The organism is Streptomyces sp. PH9007, assembly GCF_059813725.1.
Window position 1 is genome coordinate 3,235,390 of record NZ_CM187440.1, and the last position, 12,309, is coordinate 3,247,698.

A 12,309-nucleotide genomic window follows, 5' to 3' on the forward strand; every position below is an offset into this window, starting at 1 on the left:
TCACTCCTCCCACTGGAGGCGGGCCACCGCGTCCAGGATCCGGGCGCTGTCCGGCAGATGGTGCCGTTCCAGCAGCGGCGGCGGGTACGGGATGTCGTGGCCGGTGACCCGCAGCACCGGCGCGGCCAGGTGATGGAAGCACCGTTCCGTGATCCGGGCCGCGATCTCGGCGCCCGGCCCCGCGAAGCCGGTCGCCTCGTGCACCACGACCGCCCGCCCCGTACGCCGCACCTCCGCGCACACCGTCGCGTCGTCGAACGGGACCAGGGTGCGCAGATCGACCACGCCCAGGTCCCAGCCCCGGGTGCGGGCCTCCTCCGCCGCCGCCAGGCACAGCGGCAGCGAGGGCCCGTACGTGATGAGGGTGGCCGAGGTACCGGGGCGGCGCACCACGGCCCGGCCCAGCGGCTGCACCTCGGGCGGCGCGTCCAGATCGACCGCGTCCTTGGACCAGTACATCCGCTTCGGCTCCAGGAACACCACCGGATCGTCCGAGGCGATGGCCTGCCGCAGCAGCCCGTACGCGTCGGCGACCGTCGCCGGCGTGACCACGTGCAGGCCCGGGGTGGCCATGTAGTACGCCTCGGAGGAGTCGCTGTGGTGTTCCACGCCGCCGATGCCGCCGCCGTACGGGATGCGGATCGTCAGCGGCATCGGCATCGCGCCACGCGTCCGGTTGCGCATCCGGGCGACGTGCGAGACCAGTTGCTCGAACGCCGGATAGGCGAACGCGTCGAACTGCATCTCGACCACCGGCCGCAGCCCGTACATCGCCATGCCGGTGGCGGTGCCCAGGATGCCGGCCTCGGCCAGCGGTGTATCGGCGCACCGCTCGGCCCCGAACTCCGCCGCCAGGCCGTCCGTGACACGGAAGACGCCGCCCAGCGTGCCGATGTCCTCGCCCAGCAGGTGTACCGAGGGGTCCTCGGCGAGCGCGTCGCGCAGCGCGCGGCGCAGCGCCTCCGCCAGGGTGGCCGAACGGGCCGCCGTGATCGTCATCGGGTCCTCGCCTCCTGCCGCAGCCGCGCCGCCTGTTCGGTGAGCTGCGTGGTCGGCCGCGCGTAGACGTGGGCGAAGAGATCGTCGGGGTTCAGCACCGGTTCGGCGTTCAGGCGCTCGCGCATCCCGGCCGCCATCTCCTCGGCGGCGTCCCGGGCAGCCTGTTCGTGTTCCTCGCTCAGCAGCCCGTGCCGGCGCAGCGCGTCGGTGAGCAGCGGCAGCGGATCGTGCTCGCGCCAGGCGGCGACCTCCGCGTCCTCCCGGTAGCGGGTGGCGTCGTCGGCGTTGGTGTGCGCCTCCAGCCGGTAGGTCAGCGCCTCGACCAGGGTCGGCCCGCCGCCGGCGCGGGCCCGCCGTACCGCCTCGGCCAGCACCTCGTACACGGCGGGTGCGTCGTTGCCGTCCACCAGCCGCCCCGGCATGCCGTAGCCGACGGCCTTGTGGGCGATGGTCGGGGCGGCGGTCTGCCGGGCGAGGGGGACGGAGATGGCGAAGCCGTTGTTCTGGACCAGGAACACCACCGGTGCCTGCCAGACGGCGGCGAAGTTCAGCGCTTCGTGGAAGTCGCCCTCGGAGGTGCCGCCGTCACCCACCAGCGCCAGGGCGACCACGTCGTCGCCCTTGAGGCGGGCGGCGTGGGCGAGGCCGACCGCGTGCGGCAGTTGGGTGGCCAGCGGGGTGGCCAGCGGGGCGATGCGGTGGTCCTGCGGCCGGTAGCCGGTGTGCCAGTCGCCGCGCAGCAGTCCGAGCGCGGCGACCGGGTCCAGGCCGCGGGCGACGGTGGCGAGGGTGTCGCGGTAGCTGGGGAACAGCCAGTCCTGTTCGGCCAGGACCAGCGCGGCGGCGATCTGGCACGCCTCCTGGCCGGTGGAGGAGGGGTAGACGGCGAGCCTGCCCTGCCGGGTGAGGGCGGTGGCCTGCTGGTTGTAGCGGCGGCCCAGGACGAGCCGGCGGTGGAGTTCGCGCCACAGCCCGGGGTCGGCGTCGGGCCGTTCGCGGGAGGAGCCGAGGACGTGGTACGGCTCGGTCTCCGGGAGCAGTGGCGCCGGGTCGGTGCGGGGGCCGCGCCGCCAGGGGGGCGGGGGGCCCGTAGTGGCGGCGTCGCCGGTGGCGGTCGGTTCGGTGGCGGTCGGTTCGGTGGGTGACGACGTCTGTGGTTCGTGCAGCACGGTCATGGGTCCGCGCCTCCCCTCTCGCGTCTCCTGCTCCATCTCCCTACCGATTGTTCGGTTGATGAGGCAGGTTGGCCAGAGCCGGTCGGGCGCTGTGGACTGCTGGCCCCGATTGGCGTGCTATGGGTGCAGTACGTCCAGAAAGGGGAGGCCGCTCCATATGCCGGAGGACCAGATGACTTCGAACCCCGCCAGACCCCTCGACGCCATTGACAGCGCGATCCTGCTGCACCTGCGGGCGGACGGGCGGGCCTCGGTCCGTGAGGTCGCCCAGCGGGTGCACATCTCCCGGGCGAACGCGTACGCCCGCATCAACCGGATGCTCGAGAACGGGGTGATCCGGGGCTTCACGGCCCGTGTCGACCAGGAGCGGGCCGGGCAGGGGGCGGCGGCGTACATCACGCTGAAGATCGTTCAGGACAGCTGGCGCACGGTACGGGCCCGCCTGGAGCGGTTGCCGGGCGCCGCGCACATCGCGCTGGTCAGCGGGGATTTCGATGTGCTGCTGCTGGTGCACACGCGGGACAACCGGGAGTTGCGGGAGCTGGTGCTCACCCGCATCCAGGCCATTCCGGAGGTGATCAGCACCCGCACCCTGCTGGTGTTCGAAGAAACGGATCTGCTGCCCGAACGCCGCCCGGTGCGGCAGGTGGAGAAGACACCGCCCGAACGCCGGTGAGTTCCCGCCCGGTGCCGGGTCCGCCCTGTGAGAGAACGAGATCTCGGCGTCCGCGCCACCCGCATCCGCGCGCACTCAGGAGAGCATGATGGGCACCCCGGTCACGTTGCAGACCTTCCTCAGCCTCGACGGCGTCATGCAGGCCCCCGGCGGCCCCGACGAGGACACCAGCAGCGGCTTTCCGCACGGCGGCTGGACGTTCCCGTACGCGGACGAGCAGTTCGGCGAAGTGGTCGCGGACTGGTTCCGGGCGGGCGAGGGCTATCTGCTGGGGCGGCGCACCTACGACATCTTCGCCTCGTACTGGCCGAACGTTCCCGACCCGGAGGAGCCTCCGGTGGCGCAGATGCTCAACAGCCTGCCCAAGTACGTGGCCTCCCGGACCCCCGAGCTGCGCCTGGAGTGGCGGAACTCGGCGCAGCTGGGCGCGGACGTGGTGGCGGAGGTGGCCACGCTGAAGCAGCGCGAGCCGCAGCGTCCGGGCGGGGAGCTCCAGATCCACGGCAGCGGCGACTTCGCGCAGACCCTGCACGGGGCCGGGCTGATCGACGAGTACCGGCTGTTCATCTACCCGGTGGTGCTGGGCACCGGCAAGCGCCTCTTCCCGGAGGGCTCCACGCCGACGGCGATGAAGCTGGTCAACTCCACGGTGACGGCCAGCGGCATCACGATCCAGACGTACCGCCCGGCCGGCAAGCCGACCTACGGTTCCTTCGCCGCCGACGCGTAGACCCCGGTCACCGGGCGGCCGGCCACCGGAGCGGGCGCGGGCGGGTCCGGGTCAGTACGCGTGGTGCTGGACCGGGCACTTGCCTTCGCTGCGGGCCCTGGCGTCGTCGTCCAGGTAGAAGTTCGGGCGCAGTTCCGCCTCGTCGTAGTAGCGGTGGAAGACGGGGGTGATCCCGCCGGAGACCGGGGGGACGATCCAGCTCCAGTCGGCAGGGACGATGCGGCCCTGCTCCTCCTCCCGCGCCAGGTGGGTGAGGAAACGCTGGGACTCGGTGTGGTGGTCGGAGACCTTGACGCCGGCCGCCGCGAAGGAGTGCAGGACGGCGATGTTGAGTTCGACCAGGGCGCGGTCGCGCCACAGTGTGGTCTCGCTGCTGGTGTCCAGGTTGAGGAGCCGGGCGATGACCGGCAGGAGGTTGTAGCGGTCGGCGTCCACGAGGTTGCGGGCGCCGATCTCGGTGCCCAGGTACCAGCCGTTGAAGGGCGCCATCGGGTAGTTGACGCCGCCTATCGACAGCCGCATGTGGGAGATCGCGGGGACCGCGTGCCAGCGCAGTCCCATGCGGGTGATCTGCGGGTAGGCGGGGTGCTCGATCGGCACCTCCAGTACCAGCTCGCGCGGCACGTCGAACAGCTGGGGCTTGTCGCCGGGCACCTGGATGACCAGCGGCAGGACGTCGAACCAGCCGCCGGGCGCCTGCCAGCCGAGCTGGCGCACCTTCTCGGTGAACTCGACGTGCGCCGGGTCGCCGATGACGGTGCCGTCGGGGCGGCGGTAGCCGGCGTACCGGATCAGCTGGCTGTTCCAGACCCGGGGGGCCTCGCGGTACGGGGTCTCGGGCGCGAAGATCGATATGACCGGGCGGATGCGGCCCTCGTTGGTGGCCACCCGCAGGTGGTCGCACAGGTGGGTGTGGATCTCCTCGGGGGTCTGCGCGGTGCGCCGGTCCAGGACGCGCAGGCTCTTCCAGTAGAGGCGGCCGATGCAGCGGCTGGAGTTGCGCCAGGCGACCCGGGCGCCGAAGGTCAGCTCGTCGGTGGTGTGCCGGTACGAGCCGGTGTGCTCGATGTGTTCGCGCACCTGGTGCAGCCGCAGGGTGAGGGGGAGCGGCTGGTCGGGGTGTTCGGCGTAGAAGAGGCGGATGAAGTCCTCTGCCTCGTCCCAGTCGGCCTGGGCCGGCGGGCTGGTGGCCGGAGCCGGTTCGCGCGCGGGTGCCGGTACCGGGGCCCGGGTCTGGGCCTGGGGCCGGGTGGGTGCCGGTCCGTGCACCCGTGGCCGCACCGGAAGCTGCGCGGGTGCCGTGGCGGGCCCCGTGGCCGGTCCCGTGGGCGTTCCGGTGGCTGTTCCGGGCGCCTGCCCCGGCGCCTGGCCCGGGTGGTGCGCGGTGGGCGCGCGTCCGATGAGACGGTCGTTGTTCATGGGCTCCCCGGGGTAAGCGTGCTTGGCGCGCGCGGCTCGGACAACGCCCCCGTCAATAAAAGTGGTTGGCCGATAACAGTAGTTGATGTGTGGCACATGCCGGACCGCTTTGCCCACGGCAGGTGGGCGCGCGGGCTCAGCGGTGCAGCCGCAGCCCCGCGAAAGCGGTGCTCACCACGGCGTCCACCACGGCTTCGTCCACCACGCCCAGCGCGTCCCGGTCCTCCTCGGACGGCGGCCGGTACCACTCCGCCACCGAGTTGATCATCCCGAACAGCAGCCGTGCGGCCAGCCGTACGTCCACTTCGGGCCGCAGATCCCCCTCCGCCGCGGCCTGCCGCAGCAGCGCCGCCACCCGCTGGTCGAACTCCCGCCGCCGCGCCAGCGCCCAGCGCTCGGTGTCCGTGTTGCCGCGCACCCGCAGCAGCAGCGTCACGTACGGCAGCCGGCGCATCAGGACGGCGGTGGTGCGGCGCGTCACGTACTCCAGGCGGTCGATGGCCCGGCCCTGCCGGGCGCCGGGCTCGTCCAGCACGGCGGCGAGCCCGTCCAGGGCATGGCTGACGGCGCGCCGCAGCAGCTCCTCCTTGCTGCGCACATGGTGGTAGATGGAGGATTTGGAGATCCCGGCGGCCTGCGAGAGGTGTTCCATCGAGGTGCCGTCGTAGCCGCGTTCGTTGAACACCGCGACCGCGACCTCCAGCAAGGTCTCCGGCGTGTACGTGGCTCTCGCGCTCACTGGGCGCTCTCCCTCTTCCTCTTCACGCTTCCGCGGTCTTGCCCGACCGATCGTTCGGTAGCAGTATCGTGCATGTCCGACGCACTCGACCCTGACTGCCGCCGACGAGGAGTTGGTCCCGGCCATGACATCTTCGCAGCGCCATCGCGCCACGCTGGACACGGCACTTGAGACTATCCGGACCCGTTCCCACTGGTCCCCGTACCCCGAACACCCCAAGGCTTACGGCGACGGGACGGCCGGCGCCGCCGCCTTCGCCGCGCTGCGCGAACGCGGCCGCTTCGAAGCCCCCGGCCAGCCCGGCACCGACGACTGGGTGGGCGCCGAGGTCTCCCCGTACGGCTTCCCGCTCGGCATCAGCTACCCGCACCCCGACCCCGACGTCCTGCTGCCCGCGATGCTCGACGCCGTACCCGCCTGGCGCGACGCCGGACCCGAACAGCGCGCGCTGACCTGCCTGGAGATCCTCGACCGGATCAGCGCCCGCACCCCCGAGTTCGCCCAGGCCGTCATGCACACCACCGGACAGGCGTACGTCATGGCCCTCCAGGCGGGCGGCCCGCACGCCCAGGACCGGGGGCTCGAAGCGGTCGCGCACGCCTACCAGGAACAGACCCGCACGCCGGAGCGCGCGCCGTGGGCCAAGGGTCAGGGACGGCGCGGCACGCTGCGCCTCACCAACGACTTCACCCCCGTCCCGGTGGGCGTCTCCCTCCTCATCGGCTGCAACACCTTCCCCACCTGGAACGGCTTCCCCGGCCTTTTCGCCTCCCTCGCCACCGGCAACCCGGTGCTCGTCAAGCCGCATCCGCGCGCCGTCCTGCCGCTCGCGCTCACCGTACGGATCGCCCGCGAGACGCTCGCCGAGGCCGGCTTCGACCCCAACCTCGTGGCGCTCGCGGCCGAACGGGACGGCGAGGGCAGCGCCAAGACGCTCGCGCTGCGCCCCGAGGTGGCGCTCATCGACTACACCGGCTCCACCGCGTTCGGCGACTGGCTGGAGGAGAACGCCGTCCAGGCGCGCGTGTTCACCGAGAAGGCGGGCGTGAACACCGTCGTCATCGACTCCACCGACGACTACCGCGGCCTGCTCGCCAACCTCGCCTTCTCCCTCAGCCTCTACAGCGGCCAGATGTGCACCACCCCGCAGAACCTGCTGATCCCGGCCGCCGGCATCACCACCGAGAACGACGGACACCGCACCTACGACGAGGTCGTCGCCGACCTGGCCGCCGCCGTGGACCGGCTGCTGGGGGACGACACCCGCGCCGCCGGGCTGCTCGGCGCCATCGTCAACCAGGGCGTCCTGGACCGGCTGGAGAGCGCCGCCGCGCTCGGCGAGGTCGCCCTGCCCTCCCGCACCGTCAAACACCCCGACCACCCCGAGGCGACCATCCGCACCCCGCTGCTGGTCAAGCGCACCGAACCGGTGGAGGCCGAGTACTTCGGCCCCATCGCCTTCGCCGTCGCCACCGCCTCCACCGCCGAATCCCTGGCCGTCCTGCGCCGCACCATCCGCACCCACGGCGCCATGACCGTCTCCGGTTACACCACCTCCCCCGATGTCGAACGCGCACTCGTCGGCGTCTGCCTCGACGAACGCGCCCAGCTCTCCCTCAACCTCACCGGCGATGTCTTCGTCAACCAGACCGCGGCCTTCGCCGACCTGCACGGCTCCGGCGGCAACCCGGCCGCCAACGCCACCCTGGTGGACGCCGCCTTCGTCACCCCCAGGTTCCGTACGGTGCAGGTGCGCCGGCCCGGCTGATCCGGGGCCTGGATAATCCGGGGTATGGCCCCCTCCCACAGCGTGGCGGTGCTCGCCCTGGAAGGGGTCGTGCCCTCCGACCTGTCGAACCCCGTCGACACCTTCAGCTGGGCGCGGCTCCCGGACGGCAGCCCCGGCTACCGGGTACGGGTGTGCGGTACGGCCCCGGGCGCGGAGATCGCGGCCGGGCCGTTCACCGTACGGGTGGCGCACGGACTGGAGGCGCTGGACGACGCCGACACGGTGATCCTCAGCGGCGTCGACGATCCGCCCGACCCGCTACCGCCGGGGGTACGGGACGCGGTGCGCGCCGCGTACGACCGGGGCGCGCGGGTCGCCTCGATCTGCACCGGCGCGTTCCTGCTGGCGGCCACCGGGCTGCTCGACGGGCAGCGGGCCACCACCCACTGGATGGGCACCGCGCTGCTGGCCGCCCGCTACCCGGCGATCACCGTCGACCCCGACGTGCTCTACGTCGACAACGGCCGCACGCTCACCTCCGCCGGAGCCTCCGCCGGCCTCGACCTGTGCCTGCACATGATCCGGGGCGACCACGGAGCGGCGGTCGCCGCCAACGTGGCCCGCGCGGCCGTCAGCCCGCTGGAACGGGACGGCGGCCAGGCCCAGTTCATCAACCACGAGCCACCCGCCCCGGACGGCTCCTCGCTGGAACCCCTGCTGGCCTGGCTGCGCGAGAACGCCCACAGCGACCTGACCCTGGCCGCCATCGCCGGGCACGCCGCGCTGTCGGTGCGCACCCTCAACCGGCGGTTCCGCGAACAGACCGGTACCACCCCGATGCGCTGGCTGCACCGCGTCCGCATCCGGCGCGCCCAGTACCTGCTGGAGACCACCGACCGGCCCGTCGAACGGATCGCGGTGGACGTCGGCTGCGGCTCACCGACCTCCTTCCGGGACGGCTTCACGCGCGTGGTGGGCGTCAGCCCACGCGCCTACCGCAGGGCCTTCCGCGCCAAGGTCTAGTGGGCGTGCGGGACGCTGCGTACGCTGAACCGGGTGGATATCGGGGGACGTTATCGACTCGACGGTGAACTGGGCTCCGGCGGCTTCGGGCGGGTGTGGCGCGCCCGTGACGAACGGCTGGGGGTGCCGGTCGCCATCAAGGAACTGCGGTTGCCGGAAGCCCTGCCGGAGGCGGACCGGGCCGAACGCCTGACGCGCGCCGCACGCGAGGCGCGCAACGCCGCCCGGCTGCGCGACCACCCCGATGTCCTCACCGTCTACGACGTCGTCATCGAGAACGACGCGCCGTGGATCGTCATGCGGCTGGCGGAGGGCGGCTCGCTCGCCGACCGGATCGCTCGCGGCGGGCCGCTGCCGGTGGACGAGGTGGCGGGCATCGCCCAGGCGTTGTTACGCGCCCTGGGCGCGGCCCACGAGGCCGGCATTGTCCACCGGGACGTGAAACCGGCCAACGTCCTGCTGACGGGTGAGGGCCGGGCGCTGCTCACCGACTTCGGGATCGCGGTACACCGGGAGGACACCACACTCACCGTCACTGGGGCGCTGCTGGGGTCGATGGAGTACGTCGCCCCCGAACGGGCACGCGGCACGACCGCGCCCGGCGGGGACCTCTTCTCGCTGGGCGTGACCCTGTACGAGGCGGTCGAGGGTGTCTCCCCGTTCCGCAGGGACACGGCGACGGAGACCCTGACGGCCGTCCTGTTCGACCCGCCACCCGCTCCGCGCCGTGCGGGACGGCTCGCGTCGCTGATCACCGGGCTTCTGGAGAAGGACCCGGCCGACCGCCCCACCATCGCGGACGCGCTCGCCGAACTGGCCGGTCAGGACCGGACGCTGCGCAGGACGATACGGGTGCCGCGGGAACCCGGGCGGTCGGAGTCGTCGAAGCAGCAGAGGCGGTCGGAGCAGCCGGGGCAACTACAACGGGACACCGGGCGGGTCTCCCTGCCGTGGCAAGGCTGGGCGTCGCTCGCGACCGTCCTGCTGATGTGCTGGCCGGCCGGCGCCGGTCTCGTCAAGGGCCCCGGTCCTCTTGAAAGCATGCTCAGGCAGCTTCACCACGACGCACAGGCCGCGGCGATGACGCTGCTGTTGCTGAGCGCGGTGGCGGCCGGAGTGGCCACCGCCACCGTTCTGGTTCGATTCGGGCGCTTCGCCCTCAGGCGAGTCACCGGCACCATCGGCACGACGATCGCCGGTCTGCTCCACACGGTGACAGCTGTCGTCGGCTTCCTCCTGCCCACCGCCGCGTACATGGGGACGGTGTATCGACTGGAGGAAGCCATGCCGGTGTCCGCCGCCCTCTGGGTCGCGCTCGGCGTGCTCACCGTGGGGCAGATCCTTGTGGTCGGCTGGCAGCGGGAGGCACTGCCGGGGACCGTGAAGGACTGATCACACGCCCGTCGTTGACCCCGGCCGCGCGATCATCAGCACCACGACCACCGCCCACAGCAGGTTGAAGATGCCCACCGTCATGCCGAGTTGCCTGCTCTCCCGGAGCGCCGCGTCGCCCTGCGGAGCCAGCAGCCGAGCCTGTACCGGCAGCACCCGTCCCAGCAGCAGGGCCGCCGCCCCGGCGGTCAGTACCATCGAGACGATCAGCCAGGCGTCCGTGAGCACCCCCAGCCCGATGGCGGTGGCCACCCCGAAGACCGGCACGACGATGCCGACCGCCGCGTATCCCCGGCAGATCCGGTGCAGCAGCCCGAGCGCGGCGGCCGTCCGCTGATCGTCCGGATCGGCCACGGCCTTGCGCACGTACGGGGGGAACATGCTGGCCGCGATGGTCACCGGACCGATCGCGATGATGGCCGCCAGCACATGGACACTCAGCAGAAACTTGTTCACCACCCGACGCTATGAACGGGTACGCGCCCGCAACACGCCATGCGCTGCCACCTTCCGCCGGATTCCCGCCAGGGCGGGCGCGGAAGGCGAGTACGGGGGGTCTTCGGCGCCGTGCCCCGGGTCACGGTGCTCGGTCAGCCGTGGAATGTCGTGGTCTCCGCCAGCGGGGCGCGGTCGGTGACGAAGTGGTTCACGGGTGCGGCGTCGTCGGCGTGTCCGAAGGAGATGCCGAGCAGCAGTTTCCCCTCGGTGACGCCGAGCTCGGCGCGTACCTCGTCCGCGTAGAAGCTCAGCAGTCCCTGCGGGCAACTGGCCACGCCGTAGGCGGTCATCGCCAGCAGGAGCGTCTGCATGTAGGCGCCGACGTCGGCGGCCAGCCGCGCGTTGTCCCGTTCGGGGACGAAGAGGAACGCGACGTGCGGTGCGCCGTAGAACCCCAGGCTCTCGGCGTCGTACGCCGCCCGCGCCGCGTGGTCGTCGAAGCCGATGCCCAGTGCCCCGTAGAGCCGGCCGCCGAAGGCGGCCCGCCGTTCCCGCTGCACCGGCGAGTAGAGGTCATCGCTGTACGGGAGCTCGATCGACGTGCGCCGTGCGGCGTGGGCCGCCCGGAGGGACGCCGCCAGACGGTCGCGCGGCGCGCCACTGACGACCTCCACCCGCCACGGCTGCGCGTTGGAGTTGGACGGCGCGGCACCGGCCAGCGAGAACATCGCGCGCATCGTCTCCTCGGCCACGGGCTCGGGCCGGAAAGCGCGGGTGGCACGCCGGGTACGGATCAGCTTCTCCGCGTAGCCGCTCAGTTCGGTGGGGGCGGACTGGCTCATGGGGGCTCCTCAGGGACAGGGCAGGGCAGAGCAGGTAAACGTGACCGTTTACCTGTGGATCGATGGTAGCCCTGTGCTCCCAGAAAAGTAAACGCGACCGTACACTTTCTTCATGGACGCGATGAGTGAGACGACACGGCGAGGAGGACGAGGCGCCCGGGACCGCATCCTGGCCGCCGCCGCCCAACTGTTCGCGGATCAAGGGATCACGGGGACCGGCATGGAGCAGGTCGCGGAGCGGGCGCCGGTCTCCAAGCGGACCCTCTACGCCCACTTCCGCTCCAGGGACGACCTGGCGATCGCCCACCTGCGGGCGCTGGTCTCCTCGGGGAACACCATGGAGAGCGTGTTGACCCGTGACGACCTCAGCCCGCGCGAGCGGCTCCTGAGTTTGTTCGACCAGCCCGCCACGGACACGTCTTCGGTGCGGGGGTGCCCCTTCATCGACGCGGCGGCGGAGTTCCCCGACCCGGAGCATCCGATCCACGCGTACGCGCGGGAACAGAAGCTCCGGATGGTGCGGCTGGTCACCGATCTGGTGGCGGAAGTGGGCTGCCGCGAACCCGCCGCACTCGCCGAGCAACTGGTGACCCTCGCGGACGGAGCGGCCAGCCGCGCCATGGTGCTGAACGAGGCGGACTACGGTCGGCACGCGCGCGCGGCGGCGGAGACCCTGGTGGAACAGGCCCTCACACCTGCCTCAAGCCGCTGACGGACGGGCCGATCCGCCCCGGCGGTGCCCTCTCCCGGCACGGGGCCACCACCACAACCCGGCCCCCCGCGCCGGGCATCCCCCGTCGGCGCCGCGAGCCGCGCGGAGGGGGACCGGTGGACTACTTTCCCTTGTCCTCCGCGAGGGTGTGGGCGACGAGGGCGTTGGCGTGTCCGTGCCCCAGGCCGTGCTCGGCCTTGAGCCAGGAGACCAGCTCCCCGTGCTTGGTCAGGGGCGAGGCGCGCAGGAGCGTCTTCCACTCGGCGATCGGCCTGCCGTACGTCTTCTCGATCGACGGAAATAACTCGCGGGACCCTTCACACTGTCAGCCATACCCGCAGCATCGCAGGCACCACTGACAACGCCGCCCGCTTGAGCCTGTGCCCCGGCCGGACCGCAGAAGGACGGTGCGGAGCGGCCCTCGCCGGTGTTCCT

General features: G+C 72.1%; 12 protein-coding genes and 1 pseudogene. 6 read left to right on the forward strand and 7 right to left on the reverse strand.

The genetic code is table 11. The features are described from left to right. Nucleotides 1-999, reverse strand: a complete 999-nt coding sequence (locus tag ACTFAP_RS14735; protein WP_500466536.1) for an alpha-ketoacid dehydrogenase subunit beta — start codon at nucleotides 997-999, stop codon at nucleotides 1-3. Continuing rightward, entirely contained in the window at nucleotides 996-2,174 is a 1,179-nt protein-coding gene (pdhA, locus tag ACTFAP_RS14740; protein ID WP_500466537.1) for a pyruvate dehydrogenase (acetyl-transferring) E1 component subunit alpha, read from the reverse strand. Before pdhA ends, ACTFAP_RS14735 begins: the two co-directional genes overlap by 4 nt. Before the next feature lie 157 nt (nucleotides 2,175-2,331). Between pdhA and ACTFAP_RS14745 the strand changes: the two genes are divergently transcribed. Further along, a complete protein-coding gene (locus ACTFAP_RS14745) occupies nucleotides 2,332-2,850 on the forward strand; it encodes an Lrp/AsnC family transcriptional regulator (protein ID WP_030732838.1) in 519 nt (172 codons plus the stop codon). An 85-nt stretch (nucleotides 2,851-2,935) separates the two neighbouring features. Beyond that, nucleotides 2,936-3,580: a dihydrofolate reductase family protein gene (locus ACTFAP_RS14750; protein WP_500466538.1), complete on the forward strand. Its 645-nt coding sequence runs from the start codon at nucleotides 2,936-2,938 to the stop codon at nucleotides 3,578-3,580. Nucleotides 3,581-3,631: 51 nt separating this feature from the next. On the opposite strand, the gene ACTFAP_RS14755 is transcribed toward ACTFAP_RS14750, so the two are convergent. Together ACTFAP_RS14755 and ACTFAP_RS14760 are read right to left on the reverse strand one after the other, a co-directional pair. Further along, the gene (locus ACTFAP_RS14755) at nucleotides 3,632-4,999 is read right to left on the reverse strand and encodes a nitric oxide synthase oxygenase (protein WP_500466539.1); all 1,368 of its coding nucleotides are present in this window, start codon (nucleotides 4,997-4,999) and stop codon (nucleotides 3,632-3,634) included. A 136-nt stretch (nucleotides 5,000-5,135) separates the two neighbouring features. Next, nucleotides 5,136-5,738 carry a TetR-type transcription factor C-terminal domain-containing protein gene (locus tag ACTFAP_RS14760; protein ID WP_400012067.1) on the reverse strand — a complete coding sequence of 201 codons (603 nt, stop codon included), beginning with the start codon at nucleotides 5,736-5,738 and terminating at the stop codon, nucleotides 5,136-5,138. 124 nt (nucleotides 5,739-5,862) lie between these two features. On the opposite strand from ACTFAP_RS14760, the gene paaN reads away from it, so the two are divergent. Genes paaN through ACTFAP_RS14775 form a run of 3 tightly spaced genes read left to right on the forward strand, consistent with a single transcriptional unit; the run spans nucleotide 5,863 to nucleotide 9,882 of the window. Next, nucleotides 5,863-7,506 (forward strand): phenylacetic acid degradation protein PaaN, encoded by a 1,644-nt coding sequence (gene paaN / locus ACTFAP_RS14765; RefSeq protein WP_500466540.1) that lies wholly within the window; start codon nucleotides 5,863-5,865, stop codon nucleotides 7,504-7,506. Between the two features lie 24 nt (nucleotides 7,507-7,530). Further along, nucleotides 7,531-8,490 (forward strand): GlxA family transcriptional regulator, encoded by a 960-nt coding sequence (locus ACTFAP_RS14770; protein ID WP_500466541.1) that lies wholly within the window; start codon nucleotides 7,531-7,533, stop codon nucleotides 8,488-8,490. Between the two features lie 33 nt (nucleotides 8,491-8,523). Then, complete coding sequence (locus tag ACTFAP_RS14775; RefSeq protein ID WP_500466542.1) at nucleotides 8,524-9,882, forward strand: serine/threonine-protein kinase; 1,359 nt, start codon at nucleotides 8,524-8,526, stop codon at nucleotides 9,880-9,882. On the opposite strand, the gene ACTFAP_RS14780 is transcribed toward ACTFAP_RS14775, so the two are convergent. Together ACTFAP_RS14780 and ACTFAP_RS14785 are read right to left on the reverse strand one after the other, a co-directional pair. Beyond that, entirely contained in the window at nucleotides 9,883-10,338 is a 456-nt protein-coding gene (locus tag ACTFAP_RS14780; RefSeq protein ID WP_495681073.1) for a hypothetical protein, read from the reverse strand. 134 nt (nucleotides 10,339-10,472) lie between these two features. Next, the gene (locus ACTFAP_RS14785) at nucleotides 10,473-11,162 is read right to left on the reverse strand and encodes a nitroreductase (RefSeq protein WP_500466543.1); all 690 of its coding nucleotides are present in this window, start codon (nucleotides 11,160-11,162) and stop codon (nucleotides 10,473-10,475) included. A 112-nt stretch (nucleotides 11,163-11,274) separates the two neighbouring features. Between ACTFAP_RS14785 and ACTFAP_RS14790 the strand changes: the two genes are divergently transcribed. Next, a complete protein-coding gene (locus tag ACTFAP_RS14790) occupies nucleotides 11,275-11,874 on the forward strand; it encodes a TetR family transcriptional regulator (protein ID WP_500466544.1) in 600 nt (199 codons plus the stop codon). A gap of 121 nt (nucleotides 11,875-11,995) precedes the next feature. Here the strand turns inward: ACTFAP_RS14790 and ACTFAP_RS14795 are convergent. Beyond that, nucleotides 11,996-12,207: pseudogene (locus ACTFAP_RS14795) on the reverse strand (DUF4287 domain-containing protein). Nucleotides 12,208-12,309 lie beyond the last annotated feature (102 nt).